Here is a 16,042-nt window from a genome sequence, read left to right as displayed (position 1 = left end):
GTACCCGCCCTGCCAGCGCCAAGGGTGATGCACACGGGCTTCGCCCATCGGGTACCTGGTACCCAGTCCGACTAGAATCCGTCATTAAGGAACCCGCATCTCCGTGCGGCGCTGCCCCAACGATGCCTGCGGACCAACTCCACCTCTCTCTGAGCCACCACCCGATTGCGTGCAAGGCGCTGCTCGACGCAATCCCGCTACCAGCCTATGTCCGCGACGCCCAGGGCCACTGGCTGGCGCTCAACCTGGCGGCCCAATCCGCATGGCAACTCGACCTGGCGCAATTGCAGTCGTCCGTGGACTGCCATCCATTCCCGGTGCCGCAATGGCAGGCGCTGCAGCAATGCGAACGCCAGGCACTGGACACCCAGGAGGTCGCCAGCCTGACACTGGAGGACGGGGGTAACGGGTTGCTGGCCCATTTCCACCCAGTGTGCGACGAACAGGGCAAGGCGAGCTTCGTCGTGGTCCTGCTGCAACCGGTGGCGCACGCGGGTGGAGCGGCCTCTGATCTGTACCGCTCCCTGGTGGAGTGGTCGCCCGACGCGGTGCTGGTGCTGCGCGGCGAACAGGTCCAGTATGCCAATCCGGCGGCCATCGCACTGCTGGGGGGACAGTCCGAGAACGACCTGCTCCTGTTGCCGGCCCTGCAACTGCTGGCACCCGAACTGCGTGAGGACCAACTGGCTCACTTGCGGCGTGTCGAAACGCGCAGCCTGGCTGCCTGGCGCATGGAGACCCGCTTCATCCGGCTCGATGGCGTGCCCATCGACGTGGAACTGCAGGCCGTGCGCATCCAGCTGGCCCAGGGCACTGCATTGCAGCTGCTGGTGCGCGAGATCTCGGACCGCATTGCAGCGCGGGAGCAGCGCAGGACCGACGAGCGCGCATTGCGCGATGCGGCCCGGCATACCCAGACCATTCTGGACAACATGGTCGATGGGGTGATCACCATCAATGCCCAGGGCTTGGTGGAGTCTTTCAACTATGCAGCCGGACGCATATTCGGCTACGAAGTCCACGAGGTGCTCGGGCGCAACGTGCACATTCTCATGCCTGAACCGCACCGCAGTCACCATGACGGCTACCTCGAAACCTACCTGCGCACGGGCGAAGGCCGGGTCATGGGCAAGCCGCGCGCGGTGCAGGGGATGCGCAAGGATGGCACGCTGTTTCCGATGACGCTGTCGGTCTCGCAGGTGGAGCGCGGAGGCCAGACCACCTTCGTCGGACTGGTGCGTGATGACACCGAGCAGCGTGCCCACGAGGAAGAGATCCGGCGCCTGGCGTTCTACGATCCCCTCACCCAACTGCCCAACCGTCGCCTCCTGCTCGACCGGCTCCAGCATGCATTGGCCATGGTGGAACGCAATCGGATCTACGGCGCGCTGATGTTCCTGGATCTGGACCACTTCAAGCAACTCAATGACACCATGGGGCACGACCTGGGCGACATCCTGCTGCAGCAGGTCGCGCAGCGGCTGCTGGGGTGCGTGCGCGAGGTCGACAGTGTGGCCCGTTTCGGCGGCGACGAGTTCGTCATCATGCTGGAGGGACTGGGCGCCAATCCCAAGGATGCGGGCACCCACGCGGAGACAGTCGCCCACAAGATCCTGCTGTCGCTGGGACAACCCTACTCCCTGCGCGACTACGTCCACGCCAGCACGCCCAGTGTGGGCATCGTGGTGTTCGGTCCCGGCGACACCTCGGTCGACGAGCTGCTGAAGAAGGCCGACGTTGCCATGTACGAGGCCAAGGCGGCCGGGCGCAACACCTCGCGTTTCTTTGACCCGAGCATGCAGGCCAGCGTCAGTGCCCAAGCCGCACTGGAACAGGAGCTGCGGCACGGCTTGACCCAAGGCCAGTTCCTGCTTCACTATCAGGTGCAGGTGGACGCAACAGGGACCACCACCGGCGTCGAAGCCCTGATTCGCTGGAACCATCCGCAGCGCGGCTTGGTCAGTCCAGGGGAGTTCATCCCGATTGCCGAGGAATGTGGCCTGATTCTCGCCCTGGGGCAGTGGGTGCTCGAAGCCGCCTGCCGACAACTGGTGGCCTGGGCCGAAGACCCCGTGCGCGCCAGCTGGACCATGGCAGTCAACGTCAGTGCGGTGCAATTCGCGCAGTCCGACTTCGTCGGCCAGGTGCAACGTGCCTTGCTTGCCACCGGCGCCCAGCCCCAGAAGCTCAAGCTGGAAATCACTGAAAGCATGCTGATGGCGAACGTCGAGGAAATCATTGTCAAGATGAATGCCGTCAAGGCCCACGGTGTGCGCATGTCCCTCGACGACTTCGGCACCGGCTACTCCTCCCTGTCCTACCTCAAGCGCCTGCCCCTGGACCAGCTGAAGATTGACCAGTCCTTTGTGCGGGACCTGCTGACGGACCCCAACGACGCCGTCATCGCCAAGACGGTGGTGGCCCTCGGACACAGCCTGGGACTGCGGGTCATTGCGGAAGGCGTGGAGTCCGCCCAACAGTGTGAGATGCTGCGGAACATGGGCTGTGACGCCTTTCAGGGCTACCATTTCGGGCACCCGGTTCCTGCGGCGTTGCTTTAGGGAAGACCAGAATAGTCTGGTGGACCGCTGGGCAGGGACAATCGCGAACCAACCCACCACCCAAGGCCATGTCCAGACTCTGGAAGGATTCCCTCACCACCGGTGTCCCACTGATGGACCAACAGCACATGGTTCTGATTGGCCGCATCGAAGTGTTCGACAGCCTGTGCGCCGCGGGCCAGACACACCGTGCGCTGGACGAGCTGCTGCCGCAGCTCAAGGAATACGTGCAGTTCCATTTCAGCGAGGAAGAGCAGCTGATGCACAAGCTCGGCCAGGACTACCGCGAGCTGGACGTCCACATGGCAGTGCATCGCAGTTTTTTCGACCGGGTGCAACAGATGGAAGCCCGGCGCTCCGAATGGGGTGACCTGCAGACCGCCATGCGCATGCGCACCTACCTGCACGACTGGCTGGTACAGCACATTGCAGGCACGGACCAGACCTTGGCCATGCAGCTGCTGGGGCAGCGCATCACCGGCCTGGGCTGAGCACACGCTCTAGAGCGAGCTCACAGCGCCTGCGGCTGCGATGTAGGCACAATGCAAGGCAGCGGCGCTACGCTGGCACCGCCATTCGCTCCACTTCCCTCCTGCCATGACCGAGCCCAGCAACGATCTCATCGAAAACGTCACCTTCGACGAACTCACCATCGGACAGAGTGCCCAGCTGGTCCGCACCCTCAGCATCGACGACATCCGCGCCTTTGCCGCGGTGTCGGGCGACACCAACCCGGCCCACCTCGACGCCCAGTACGCCGCCGAAACCCTGTTCCATGACGTCATTGCCCACGGCATGTGGGGCGGCTCGCTGATCTCTGCCCTGCTGGGCACCCAATTTCCGGGGCCCGGCACCATCTACCTGGACCAGAGCCTGCACTTCGCCAAGCCGGTGCGCGTGGGAGACACCCTCACGGTGAGCGTCACCGTCACCGCGAAGGATGCGGAACACAAGGCAGTGGAGCTGGATTGCCAGGTGCTCAACCAGAAGGGCGCCAAGGTTCTCAGCGGAGTGGCACGCGTCATGGCACCGACCAAGAAGGTGCGCCGCCCGCGCATCGAGGCGCCGCTGATCCGCCTGTTCGACCCCCACAGCCGCTTCGAGAGCCTGCTGGCCCAGGCACGGGGGCTGGAGGCCTTGCGTTGCGCCGTGGTGCACCCCTGCGATGCCGAGTCGCTGGGCGGTGCACTCGATGCGGCCGCGCGTGGCCTGATCGTTCCGGTACTGGTAGGCCCGCGTGTGCGCATCGAGCACCTGGCGCAGGGTGCCGGTCTGGCGCTCGACGGCATCGAGATCGTGGACACGGAACACAGCCAGGAATCCGCCGAGGCTGCAGCCGAGCTGGCGGCCAAGGGCAGCGTGGCGATGCTGATGAAGGGCAGCCTGCATACCGACGAACTGCTGCACGCGGTACTGGCCCAGCCGCGCCTGCGCACGGCGCGGCGCATGTCGCACGTGTTCCGCTTTGACGTACCGCTGTACCACAAGCCCCTGCTCATCACCGACGCGGCGCTCAACATTCACCCGACACTGGCCGAGAAGATGGACATCGTGCAGAACGCGGTCGACTTCGCCCGCATCCTGGGCATCTCCGCACCCAAGGTCGGCGTCCTGTCCGCGGTGGAGACGGTAAATCCCAGCATCCCTTCCACCATCGATGCCGCGGCCCTGTGCAAGATGGCCGACCGCGGGCAGATCCATGGCGCCATCCTCGACGGTCCCCTGGCCTTCGATAACGCCATCTCCAGCCACGCCGCCCAGATCAAGCACATTGCCTCGCAGGTGGCCGGCGATGCCGACATCCTGATGGTGCCCGACCTCGAATCGGGAAACATGCTGGCCAAGCAGCTGGAATACCTGGCAGGAGCCACCTGCGCCGGCATCGTGCTCGGCGCACGGGTTCCCATCGCGCTGACCAGCCGCGCTGACGGCCCGATGAACCGCGTGGCCTCAGCCGTGCTGGCGCTGCTGGTGGCGCACAACGCGCGGCGCGACCACCCGCGCCAGGCCTGGGCGCATTGACGTGGCCATCCTCACGGTCAACGCCGGTTCATCCTCCCTGAAGTGGGCCGTGTATCCGCTGGACCGCCAGGGCCAGCCACAAAACGCCACCTGGCACGGCATGGCGCAAGGACTGGAGCCCGGCGGACAGCCGCAGGTAGCGTTTGGCTTGGCCGGGCAGCCCTTGCGGCACGGCGCTAGCGCTCCTTGTGCGGCCCCGCACGAATGGGCGCTAGAGCAACTGCAGGCCGGTCTGCGGGCCAGCGGTGTGGAAGCCCCTGCAGCCATTGCCCACCGCATCGTCCATGGCGGCCCCGACCTGGCCGGCAGTACCTGGCTCGACGAGGCCACGCTGGCCTACCTGAAGACGCTGGAGCCCCTGGCGCCACTGCACCAGCCCCACAACCTGCGCGGCGTGGAACTGCTGCGCAGGGTCTGGCCCGGAGTGCCGCAGGTGGGCTGTTTCGACACCGCCTTTCACCGCAGCATTCCGGCACTGCACGCCCAGTGGGCGTTGCCGGCCGATGTGCGCGCCCTGGGCGTGCAGCGCTACGGCTTCCATGGCCTGTCGTACGACTTCGTGCTGCACCGGCTGAAGGCACACAGTGCACGCGGGAACCAGCGTGTGCTGATGGCCCATCTGGGCAATGGCGCCAGCCTCTGCGCCGCCCGCGATGGGCGCTCACTGGCCACCACCATGGGGTTTTCCACCCTGGACGGGTTGGTCATGGGTACACGCAGCGGTGCCCTTGACCCCGGTGTGCTGCTGTACCTGCTGCAGCAGGGTTGGACTGCGGACCAGCTGCAGGACTTGCTCTACCGGCGCAGCGGCCTCATGGGCGCCTCTGGCCTGAGCGCCGACATGCGCACCTTGCGCGCCAGTGCGGACCCAGCCGCCCGCAATGCGATTGCGCTGTTCACGCGCTCGGTGCTGCACGAGGCCGGAGGCCTGGTCGCAGCCCTGCAGGGGCTCGATGTGCTGAGCTTCAGTGGCGGCATCGGCGAGCACGACGCCGCCCTGCGCCAGGACGTGTGCCGCCAGCTGGCTTGGCTGGGCGTGCGGCTGGACGAAGAGCGCAACGCGCAGGCGGGTGGCACCGACATGGTGGCACTGCACCGCAGCGACAGCACCGTGGAGGTGTGGCTGGTACCCACCGATGAAGGCTGGGTTGCCGCCCGGGACGCCGCAGCCATCCTGGCCTCATTCAACAGGAAAAACGGCCTCCAGCCCGCATGAAAACTGCGCAAGCAGCTCTCAATAGAATAGCAACTCGGGACTACTGACGCGCCGTGCGGTGGTTGGCCGGCAATGCCTGCGGGTGGCTGGTTCGGAACGGATTGATGTCAAGCCCACCGCGGCGTGTGTAGCGCGCGTAGACCGTGAGCTTGAGCGGCTGGCAGCGCTTCCAGATGTCCGTGAAGATGCGCTCCACGCACTGTTCGTGGAACTCGTTGTGGTTGCGGAAACTCACCAGGTACTGCAGCAGACCTTCGTGGTCGATCTGCGCACCGGTGTAGCTGATCTGCACGCTGCCCCAGTCGGGTTGGCCCGTCACCAGGCAATTGCTCTTGAGCAGGTTGCTGGTCAGCACCTCCGACACGGGCGCCTCATCTTCCGAGGGCACCACGCGCAGCAGGTCTGGCGCGGGCTGGTAACGCGTGCACTCCACGTCCAGCCGATCCAGGCTCAGGCCATCGAGCTCGTACACGGGTTCGCGGTCGAACCAGTCGGCACCGATGATCTTCACCCCCAGGCTGCCACCCTGCGCTTGGGCCGCGCCACGCCACAGGGCCTCGCTCAGGTCAGTACGCAACTGGGCCTTCACGGCATCCGCATCGGCAAAGCGCGTGTTGTTGAAACTGTTGAGGTACAGCTTGAACGACTTGCTCTCGATGATGTTGGGTGTGTCGGCCGGAATGGTGAAGTGCGCCAGCGACACCTGGGGCTTGCCGCGCAGGTTCAGCCAGCTCAATTCGAACGCCGTCCACAGGTCGGCGCCCATGAAGGGCAAGGCCCCGGTGATGCCGATCTCCTCGCGCTTGGGTGTGCGCGAGATGGGAAACAGCAGGCTCGGATCGAGCTGGTCGATGTAGGCGGACTGGCGGCCCAGCTGCGATTGTTCGGGCGTGTTGGGGTTGCTCATGCATGCACCTTGCGCTGTGCCTGTTGCAAGTGGGGTACCAGGGCGTTCAGGATCTGGTTCACGGGCTCGGGCGGCAGGTCGTGGCCCATGCCCTCGATGGTGACCAGTCTCGCCCCGGGGATGCGGTTGGCCGTATCCACACCGTGCTCCGGAGGCACCAGCGGATCGGAATCGCCGTGGATCACCAGCGTGGGTGACTGGATGCGGGCCAGCGCCTCGGCACGGTCATGGTCGGCCACGACAGCCACCATCTGGCGCAGCATGCCCACGGGGTGGAAGCTGCGCGCCAAACCCGCCTGCACCCGTTCCATCAACTCCTCTTCCGGTGTGGGATAGGCCGGACTGCCGATGGCCTGGAACAGCTTGACGCTCTGGGCCGCAATGGCCTCCATGCCCGCGCCCGCAGGGCGGCGCGTGAGCAGCTTGACGATGGCCTTGTCGGGCTGGGGCAGCTTGCGCGCACCGCTGGAACTCATGATGCTGGTGAGACTGGTCACGCGGTGCGGTGCCGCAATCGCCACCCGCTGGGCGATCATGCCGCCCATGCTCACGCCCACGATGTGGGCGCGCTTGATGCCCAGGGTGTCGAGGATCCCCAAGGTGTCTGCCGCCATGTCGGCCAGGCTGTACGCCGAACGGTTGCGCAGGCCCAAGCGGTGCTTGAGCACCTCCCAGACGATGCGCGGGCGGCCCAGGTGGTCCAGGTGGCTGCTCAGGCCGATGTCGCGGTTATCGAAGCGGATGACACGGTAACCGGCATCGACCAGGTCGTCGACGAACTGCTGGGGCCAGGCAATGAGCTGCATGCCCAGGCCCATGATCAGCACCACCACCGGGCGCGCCTGCAGGTCTGCGTCCAGCGGGTTGATGCTGGCACTGTCCTCTACTTCGAACTCGAGTCCGTTCGCTACTACTTTCATAGCTATATACGCTTATCCCTTGCGGGCCGAAGCCCTGTTTTATCCAATTGACAGACTCAGTTGGCAGCCTTGCGCCGAAACACCAGTGTATCGCTGCTGCTGGCAGCCTTGTCCCAGCGGTAGCCATCAATATCAAAGGCACGGAGATCTTCAACTTGCGCTAGCCGATGCGTGATGGCATAGCGTGCCATGGCCCCCCGGGCGCGCTTGGCGTTGAAGCTGATGACCTTGTACTGACCGTTCTTGTAGTCCTGGAACTGGCATTCCACCACCCGCGCCTTCAGGGCTGGCGTGTTGGCGGCCTTGAAGTATTCCTGCGATGCCAGGTTCACCAGCACACCGCTGCCGTCTACCTTGAGGCGCTGGTTCAGATGCTTGGCCAAGGTATCGCCCCAGAACTTGTACAAGTTGCCGCCGTGGGCATTGGCCAAGGCCGTTCCCATCTCCAGGCGGTAGGGCTGCATCATGTCCAGCGGGCGCAGCACGCCATACAGGCCGCTGAGGATGCACAGGTGCTCCTGCGCCCACTGCAGCTCAATCACACCCAGGGAACGCGCAGCCAGACCGTCGTACACATCGCCGTCAAACGCAAACACGGCTGGTCGCGCGTTCTTGGCCGTAGCCCGGCTGGACCAGGCGGCATAGCGCGCCACATTGAGGGCCGCGAGCTTGTCGCTCAGGTCCATGAGCTCGGCCACCTGCTGAACGCTTAAAGCTCGCAGCAAGGCAATGAGTTCCTTGCTTTGGGCGTTGAACTGGGTGCTGGTGGGGGTGACCGCTGGAGCGGGGGCCTCGTAGTCGAGCGACTTGGCTGGCGAAAGAACAAAAAGCATTGCCGTATTATCGGAAAGTCCGGACTCCCGCGGCGGAGCCTGCCCCCTAATTTCCCCCGCCCATGGGCACGCATTCACACCCTTTAGAGTCGATCACCTTGCAGTACGACGCGCCGCCGCGTCTGTGGGCGGCGCTGGGCCGCGCCCTGCTGCGCAAGGCCCCGGCGCCAGGTGCCCCCTTGGTGGTACCGGCCATCACAGCGCAATGGCGTGGTGCGCGGGCACATGCGCCATCGCTTCGCAGCTACACCGAGCTGTGCGAGGACAACAATGCCGCAGCAGGCGTCTGCGTGCCCCCGGCCCCGGCCCCGTACTACACCTTCGTGCTGCCGCCGCTGTTCATCCATGCCATGGCGATGCCGCTGCACTTGGCCATCCTGACGCACCCCCGTTTTACGCTGCCGCTGATGGGACTGGTGCACCTGGCCAACCGCACCGAAATGCTGTGCCCCGTGCCACCGACCGAGGCACTGGACTTCACTTGCACATTGGAAGGGGTCGAGCCTGGACCCAAGGGCCCGCAGTTCACGCTGCACACCAGCGCCAGCGTGAACGGGAAGGTGGTGTGGCGTGAGCAGAGCACCTACGTCTATCCCCAGCAGACCGGTGCCACAGCACGGCGCAGGAAGTCCGCTGCGGCGTTCGAACCGGACCAGGAAGTCGCCCAATGGGACGTGGCCGCCGACGCGGGCCGCCGCTTTGCGCTGCCGGTACGTGATTTCAACCCCATCCACCTCAGCTCTTTTAGTGCCCGGCTGTTGGGGCAGCGCACGGCCATCGCCCACGGGCTGTTCAGCGCCGCGCGCTGCCTGGACGTGTTGCGCCAGCAGCAGCCGGTATCCACCCCCTATGTACTGGACGTGCAGTTCAAACGCCCCCTGCCCCTTCCCTCGCGCGTGGCCCTGTACGCCCAAGCGTACCGGCAGGGTCGCAAGTTTTCCCTGCAGATCCTCGACCCCCAACGCGGCACGGCCAGCCAGCCCCACCTGGAGGGGACCCTCCTGCCACTGTCAGACACCCATTGAGCGTTCGACGGGCCTAGGCGCGCGGCCCCAACGATGGGCACCGCCCAGCCCGTAAAATGGCGGGTTCCGTCCGCAGCCTGTGCCTGCCCATTTTTCCTTGGCGACGCCCACCATGACCGACACCAAAACCCCTGAACAACCCGGCCTGCAATCCCTGTCCAAATCGTTTGAACCGGCCGCCCTGGAAGCCCATTGGGGCCCCGAGTGGGAAAAGCGCGGCTATGGCGTGGCGGGTTTCCGCGGCACGCAGGCACCGCAAGCGGGCGCTCCTTCGTTTGCCATCCAGCTGCCCCCGCCCAATGTGACCGGCACGCTGCACATGGGCCACGCGTTCAACCAGACCATCATGGACAGCCTCACGCGCTACCACCGCATGGCCGGGTTCAACACGGCCTGGATTCCGGGCACCGACCACGCCGGCATTGCCACCCAGATCGTGGTGGAGCGCCAACTGCAGGAACAGAAGATCAGCCGCCACGACCTGGGCCGTGAAGCCTTCACCGCCAAGGTATGGGAGTGGAAGGAAAAGAGCGGCAACATCATCACCAGCCAGATGCGCCGCATGGGCGACAGCGTGGACTGGAGCCGCGAGTACTTCACCATGGACGACAAGCTGTCCAAGACGGTGACCGAAACCTTTGTGCAGCTCTATGAGCAGGGCCTGATCTACCGCGGCAAGCGTCTGGTGAACTGGGACCCGATCCTCATGAGCGCCGTGAGCGACCTCGAAGTGGAAAGCGAAGAGGAAGATGGCTCGCTGTGGCACATCCGCTACGACTTTGTGGATGGCCCTCAGACCGTCAATGGCGAAAGTGTGCAGGGCTTGGTGGTGGCAACAACACGTCCCGAAACCATGCTGGGCGACGTGGCCGTGATGGTGCATCCGGAAGACGAGCGCTACCAGCATTTGATTGGCAAGCATGTGAGGTTGCCCCTTTGCAACCGGAACATACCCATCATTGCTGACGAGTACGTGGACAAGGCCTTCGGCACCGGCGTGGTCAAGGTCACGCCTGCCCACGACCAGAACGACTACCAAGTCGGCCTGCGCCACCAGCTGCCCATGATCTGCGTGCTGACGCTGGACGCCAAGATCGTCCATAAAGACGCTGACTTGCAGTCCATCCATGAAAGCTTGCGTTCCACATTAGGTCGTGCTTATGACTTGCATGAAGCTCGCCAGTTCATTCCCGAGGATTTGCAAGGACTTGACCGCTTTGTGGCCCGCAAGAAGATCGTGGCCGACCTGGAAGCCGGAGGCTTCCTGGTGGAAGTGAAGAAACACAAGCTCATGGTGCCGCGCTGCGCCCGCACCGGCCAGGTGATCGAACCGATGCTCACCGACCAGTGGTTTGTTTCCATGACAAAACCCGCTCCGTCCGGCACCAGCATTGCGCAAGGCGCTATCGATGCCGTAGCAAGCGGCGACGTGAAGTTTGTGCCTGAGAACTGGGTCAACACCTACAACCAGTGGATGAACAACATCCAGGACTGGTGCATCAGCCGCCAGCTGTGGTGGGGCCACCAGATTCCGGCCTGGTACGACGAAGAGGGCAATGTCTACGTGGCCCGCAACGAAGCCGAGGCACAGGCCAAGGCCCCAGGCAAGACGCTCAAGCGCGACGAAGACGTGCTCGATACCTGGTACTCCAGCGCCTTGGTGCCTTTCAGCACCATGGGCTGGGGCAATGAGGGCGCAGGCACCGGCGCCACCGACGACTACAACCTGTACCTGCCCTCCTCCGTGCTGGTCACCGGCTACGACATCATCTTCTTCTGGGTCGCCCGGATGATCATGATGACCAAGCACTTCACGGGCCGCGTGCCGTTCAGGCACGTCTACATCCACGGTCTGGTGCGCGATGCCCAGGGCAAGAAGATGAGCAAGTCCGAAGGCAACGTGCTCGACCCGGTGGACCTGATCGATGGCATTGCCCTCGCCCCCCTGCTGGACAAACGCACCACCGGCCTGCGCAAGCCCGAAACCGCGCCTGCCGTGCGCAAGAACACCGAAAAGGAATTCCCCGAAGGCATTCCCGCCTATGGCGCCGACGCGCTGCGCTTCACCTTTGCCGCGCTGGCGTCCCTGGGCCGCTCCATCAACTTCGACAGCAAGCGCTGCGAGGGTTACCGCAACTTCTGCAACAAGCTGTGGAACGCCACGCGCTTTGTGCTGATGAACTGCGAAGGCCAAGACTGCGGGCTGGACGAACACGCCCCCGCAGCTTGCGATACCGGCTCCTACCTCGCCTTCAGCCAAGCCGACCGCTGGATCGTTTCGCTGCTGCAGAAGGTGGAAGCCGAAGTGGCCCAGGGCTTTGCCGACTACCGCCTGGACAACGTGGCCAACACCATCTACGACTTCGTGTGGAACGAGTTCTGCGACTGGTACCTGGAAATCGCCAAGGTGCAGATCAACACCGGCTCCAATGCACAGAAACGCGCCACCCGCCGCACCCTGATCCGCACGCTGGAAACCATCCTGCGCCTGCTGCACCCCATCACCCCGTTCATCACCGAAGAGCTGTGGCAGAAGGTGGCCCCCGTGGCCGGTCGCAGCGGCCCCTCGATCAGCATTGCGGCCTACCCCGTGAGCCAGCCCGAGCGCATCGACGAAGCAGCCATCGCCCACATCGCCAAGCTGAAGGGCTTGGTAGATGCCTGCCGTAATCTGCGCGGGGAGATGAACGTATCGCCCGCCACGCGTTTGCCACTCTATGTGGTCGCACAAACCGAAGCAGAAGGCTCGTTCCTCCAGTCGTCGGCCGCCGTGCTGCAGGCCCTGGCCAAGCTCTACGAAGTGAAGCTGTTCGACAACGAGGCCGCTTGGGCGGCCGCTGCCCAGTCCGCCCCCGTGGCGGTGGTGGGCGAAGCCCGCATCTGCCTGTTTGTGGAAGTGGACGTGGCCGCCGAGAAGCTGCGCCTGGGCAAGGAAGTGGCACGACTGGAAGAGCAGATCGCCAAGGCCAATGCCAAGCTGTGCAACGAAGCCTTTGTGGCCAAGGCACCGGCTGCGGTGCTGGAGCAGGAACGCAAGCGCGTGGCAGACTTCAGCGCCACCCTGGACAAGGTGCGCGAGCAGCTCAAGCGCTTGGGCTAAGGTTGCCGCTCCCCCATGCAAAAGGCCACCCCGCGGGTGGCCTTTGTTCATTGGCGCCGGATGGACGTCACCGGCGACGCAAGACGTGGATGATTTCTTCGCCCACCGTTTGCTGGTCCACCAGTTCATTGCCCGTTTGCTTGGCAAAGGCCTGGAAATCGCGCACCGAGCCGGGATCGGTGGCCACCACCTTGAGCAACTGGCCACTGAGCATCTCGGACAGCGCCTTCTTGGCCTTCAGGATGGGCAAGGGGCAGTTGAGCCCGCGGGTATCAATTTCTTTGTCGATGTTCATGCAATCGGCTTTCTAGCGCAGAGGGGCCATTTTAAGTCGCCAGCTTCTCGGCATCCGCACGCCACACGGGATCGATGAATACGGGCTCATGTCCGCGCGAACGCAGGAAATCCGCCAACGCGTAGCCCGTACCCGCAGGCCAGCACTTCACGTCCTCCATGTCATAAAGGCGGTAGTCCACCAGTTCGGGGCTGAGCTTCACCTCCCCTTCGCACACGGCATGAAAGGCGATGATGACCTGGTTCATGCGCTGGAAGTCGTAGACGCCCAGCAGGTTAAGCGCCGTGGTCGCAAGCGCAGTCTCTTCAGCAATCTCGCGCGCAATGCCCTCCTGCGCCGACTCGCCCGCTTCCATGAAGCCGGTGATGAGCGCATACATCTTGCCGGGCCAGGCCACGTTGCGCGCCAGCAGCACCTTGCCCTGGTACTCGATGACCGCAGCGAGCACGGGCGTCGGATTGTTCCAGTGTGTGAAGTTGCAGGCCGGGCAGCGCAAGCGCTCACGCGGCCCGCCGTCCTCCTGCTCCACCCGCATCTGCAAGGGCGTTGCGCACTGGGGGCAATACTGGAAATGGGCACTCATACCGACCAATTGCTCCTAAAAACGCAGCTACCTACGCAATACCCGCAAGGGCCACGGACCGATTTCATGCAGGAAACACGCCCGTGGACAGGTAGCGATCGCCGCGATCGCAGACCACAAAGGCAATCACGGCCTCGCGCTCGTGCTGGCTTATCTGCTGCGCCACCCAGCATGCACCCGCCGCCGAAATGCCCCCAAAGATGCCTTCTTCGCGCGCCAGGCGACGGCACATGTCCTCGGCATCCGACTGCGTCACCAACACCAGCTCGTCCACGCCGCTGGGGTCGTAGATCTTGGGCAGGTATTCCTGCGGCCACTTGCGGATGCCGGGAATGCGCGAACCTTCTGCTGGCTGTGCTCCGATCACGCGCACGGCGGGGTTCTTTTCCTTCAGGAAGCGGCTCACGCCGGTGATGGTGCCGGTGGTTCCCATGGCGCTCACGAAGTGCGTGATGCGCCCCTGCGTCTGCTCCCACAGTTCGGGGCCGGTGGTCTCGTAGTGGATGCGCGGGTTGTCCGGGTTGGCAAACTGGTCCAGCACCCGGCCCTTGCCTTCACGTTGCATCTTGTCGGCCAGATCGCGGGCGTATTCCATGCCACCGCTCTTGGGGGTGAGGATCAGTTCCGCACCAAACGCCTTCATGGTCTGTGCGCGCTCAATGGACAGGTCCTCCGGCATGATCAGCACCATGCGGTAGCCCTTGATGGCCGCAGCCATGGCCAAGGCGATGCCGGTGTTGCCCGACGTAGCCTCGATCAGCGTATCGCCGGGGCAAATGTCCCCTCGCTCCTGCGCGCGCTGGATCATCGACAAGGCCGGCCGGTCCTTGACCGATCCGGCAGGGTTGTTGCCCTCCAGTTTGGCCAGGACGACATTGCCACGGCTATCGTTGTCCAAGGCACCTACGCGCTGCAAGCGCACCAGCGGCGTCTTTCCGACCGCGTCTTCAATCGTTGGGAATTTCATGCCCTCAAATGTGCCATAATTCGCGCTTCACTGAATACCCGCCCAGGTGGTGAAATTGGTAGACACAGGAGACTCAAAATCTCCCGCCGCAAGGTGTGCCGGTTCGAGTCCGGCCCTGGGCACCAAGTCAAAAGGCCGAACCAACTGTTCGGCCTTTTTTGTTTTCAGTTTTCCCTCTTAAGCCGCCATGGCCTGCGCCCAGCTCATCCCCTGCTGGTCCTTGACCGACAGGGAGGGCGCCATGCCGACATCCGGCCAGGCAATGGCCAGGCTCGGGTCATTCCAGGCGATGCATCGTTCATGCGTCGGCGCGTAGTAATCGGTGGTCTTGTACAGGAAATCGGCCGAGTCGCTCAGCACCACGAAGCCATGGGCCAGCCCCGGTGGTATCCAGAGCTGGCGCTGGTTATCTGCGCTCAACTCCACCCCGACCCACTGCCCAAAGGTAGGTGATTCACGCCGGATGTCGACCGCCACATCCCACACGGCGCCAGCAGCCACCCGCACCAGTTTGCCTTGAGGCTGCTGCACCTGGTAGTGCAGGCCACGCAGCACACCCTTGCCACTGCGGCTGTGGTTGTCCTGCACGAACTGGAGCCGGGTGCCCGTGGCTTCGTCAAATCGTTGCTGGTTGAAGCTCTCGAAAAAGAAGCCGCGGGCGTCGCCGAACACCTTGGGCTCCAGGATCAGGACATCGGCGATGGCCGTAGGAATCACGTTCATACGCGTGAACCGTCATTGAGCAGAGACAGCAGGTATTGCCCATAGCCGTTCTTCTTCAGCGGTTGCGCCAGACGCTCCAACTGCGCCGCGTCAATCCATCCCTGGCGGTAGGCAATTTCCTCAGGACAGGCCACCTTGAGCCCTTGGCGGCGCTCCAGGGTTGCGATGAACTGGCTGGCGTCCAACAGGCTGTCGTGCGTGCCGGTGTCCAGCCACGCATAGCCCCGGCCCATGATCTCCACCTGCAAGTCCGCGTCATTCAGGTACAGGCGGTTGAGGTCGGTGATTTCGAGCTCCCCGCGTGGCGAGGGCTTCAGAGCCTTGGCCTTGGCGCACACGGTACGGTCATAGAAGTACAGGCCGGTGACGGCGTAGTTGCTCTTGGGACTGACGGGCTTCTCTTCAATGGAAAGCACCTTGCCCGCCTTGTCGAACTCCGCCACGCCGTAGCGTTCGGGGTCCGTCACGTGGTAGGCGAAGACAGTCGCCCCCTGCTCGCGCGCCATGGCGTTCTTTAGCAGCGGCTGGAAATCGTGTCCGTAGAAGATGTTATCGCCCAGCACCAATGCGCTGGGGTCATTGCCAATGAAGTGTTCGCCAATGAGAAAGGCCTGGGCCAGTCCGTCCGGGGAGGGCTGCACGGCGTACTGCAGGTTCACGCCCCACTGGCTGCCATCGCCCAGCAACTGGGTAAAGCGCGGCGTATCCTGGGGGGTGCTGATGATGAGGATGTCACGCATGCCCGCCAGCAGCAGGGTGCTGAGCGGGTAGTAGATCATGGGCTTGTCGTACACCGGCAGCAGCTGTTTGCTGATGGCCAGGGTGGCCGGGTGCAGCCGGGTGCCGGAGCCTCCGGCGAGGATGAGGCCTTTACGGTTCGTCATGGTCTT

General features: G+C 64.2%; 14 protein-coding genes and 1 tRNA gene. 7 read left to right on the top strand and 8 right to left on the bottom strand.

The window, feature by feature from the left end; translation table 11 throughout:
- The first annotated feature begins 122 nt into the window (after positions 1-122).
- From RQP54_RS09700 to RQP54_RS09685, 4 genes are all read left to right on the top strand, one after another.
- Complete coding sequence (locus tag RQP54_RS09700) at positions 123-2,561, top strand: EAL domain-containing protein (protein WP_315678056.1); 2,439 nt, start codon at positions 123-125, stop codon at positions 2,559-2,561.
- 68 nt (positions 2,562-2,629) lie between these two features.
- Entirely contained in the window at positions 2,630-3,052 is a 423-nt protein-coding gene (locus RQP54_RS09695) for a hemerythrin family protein (protein WP_315678055.1), read from the top strand.
- A gap of 106 nt (positions 3,053-3,158) precedes the next feature.
- Positions 3,159-4,583, top strand: coding sequence for a bifunctional enoyl-CoA hydratase/phosphate acetyltransferase (locus RQP54_RS09690; protein ID WP_315678054.1), 1,425 nt, complete (start codon positions 3,159-3,161; stop codon positions 4,581-4,583).
- A 1-nt stretch (position 4,584) separates the two neighbouring features.
- Entirely contained in the window at positions 4,585-5,799 is a 1,215-nt protein-coding gene (locus tag RQP54_RS09685) for an acetate/propionate family kinase (RefSeq protein ID WP_315678053.1), read from the top strand.
- 40 nt (positions 5,800-5,839) lie between these two features.
- On the opposite strand, the gene queF is transcribed toward RQP54_RS09685, so the two are convergent.
- From queF to yaaA, 3 genes are read right to left on the bottom strand one after another with little or no spacing between them, the layout of a single operon-like run.
- Positions 5,840-6,706, bottom strand: coding sequence for an NADPH-dependent 7-cyano-7-deazaguanine reductase QueF (gene queF, locus RQP54_RS09680; RefSeq protein WP_315678052.1), 867 nt, complete (start codon positions 6,704-6,706; stop codon positions 5,840-5,842).
- The gene (locus RQP54_RS09675) at positions 6,703-7,626 is read right to left on the bottom strand and encodes an alpha/beta fold hydrolase (protein ID WP_315678051.1); all 924 of its coding nucleotides are present in this window, start codon (positions 7,624-7,626) and stop codon (positions 6,703-6,705) included. The genes queF and RQP54_RS09675 overlap by 4 nt, the downstream gene beginning before the upstream one ends.
- 56 nt (positions 7,627-7,682) lie before the next feature.
- A complete protein-coding gene (yaaA, locus tag RQP54_RS09670; protein ID WP_315678050.1) occupies positions 7,683-8,459 on the bottom strand; it encodes a peroxide stress protein YaaA in 777 nt (258 codons plus the stop codon).
- A gap of 62 nt (positions 8,460-8,521) precedes the next feature.
- On the opposite strand from yaaA, the gene RQP54_RS09665 reads away from it, so the two are divergent.
- Positions 8,522-9,484 carry a MaoC family dehydratase gene (locus tag RQP54_RS09665; protein ID WP_315678049.1) on the top strand — a complete coding sequence of 321 codons (963 nt, stop codon included), beginning with the start codon at positions 8,522-8,524 and terminating at the stop codon, positions 9,482-9,484.
- 112 nt (positions 9,485-9,596) lie between these two features.
- Positions 9,597-12,584 (top strand): valine--tRNA ligase, encoded by a 2,988-nt coding sequence (locus tag RQP54_RS09660; RefSeq protein ID WP_315678047.1) that lies wholly within the window; start codon positions 9,597-9,599, stop codon positions 12,582-12,584.
- 67 nt (positions 12,585-12,651) lie between these two features.
- Here the strand turns inward: RQP54_RS09660 and RQP54_RS09655 are convergent, their stop codons facing one another.
- From RQP54_RS09655 to cysM, 3 genes are all read right to left on the bottom strand, one after another.
- A complete protein-coding gene (locus tag RQP54_RS09655; RefSeq protein ID WP_315678046.1) occupies positions 12,652-12,879 on the bottom strand; it encodes a sulfurtransferase TusA family protein in 228 nt (75 codons plus the stop codon).
- A gap of 31 nt (positions 12,880-12,910) precedes the next feature.
- Entirely contained in the window at positions 12,911-13,462 is a 552-nt protein-coding gene (locus RQP54_RS09650; RefSeq protein WP_315678045.1) for an NUDIX hydrolase, read from the bottom strand.
- Between the two features lie 64 nt (positions 13,463-13,526).
- A complete protein-coding gene (gene cysM, locus RQP54_RS09645; protein WP_315678044.1) occupies positions 13,527-14,429 on the bottom strand; it encodes a cysteine synthase CysM in 903 nt (300 codons plus the stop codon).
- A 40-nt stretch (positions 14,430-14,469) separates the two neighbouring features.
- Between cysM and RQP54_RS09640 the strand changes: the two genes are divergently transcribed.
- Positions 14,470-14,554: transfer RNA gene (locus RQP54_RS09640), tRNA-Leu, on the top strand.
- Positions 14,555-14,606: 52 nt separating this feature from the next.
- Here the strand turns inward: RQP54_RS09640 and rfbC are convergent.
- Positions 14,607-15,152, bottom strand: a complete 546-nt coding sequence (gene rfbC, locus RQP54_RS09635; protein WP_315678043.1) for a dTDP-4-dehydrorhamnose 3,5-epimerase — start codon at positions 15,150-15,152, stop codon at positions 14,607-14,609.
- Positions 15,149-16,036 carry a glucose-1-phosphate thymidylyltransferase RfbA gene (gene rfbA / locus RQP54_RS09630; protein ID WP_315678042.1) on the bottom strand — a complete coding sequence of 296 codons (888 nt, stop codon included), beginning with the start codon at positions 16,034-16,036 and terminating at the stop codon, positions 15,149-15,151. The genes rfbC and rfbA overlap by 4 nt, the downstream gene beginning before the upstream one ends.
- Between the last annotated feature and the right edge of the window lie 6 nt (positions 16,037-16,042).

It is taken from the genome of Curvibacter sp. APW13, assembly GCF_032337135.1.
In the GTDB taxonomy this organism is placed as follows: Bacteria; Pseudomonadota; Gammaproteobacteria; order Burkholderiales; family Burkholderiaceae_C; genus Allorhodoferax.
This window is presented reverse-complemented; position numbering and strand designations above follow the sequence as displayed.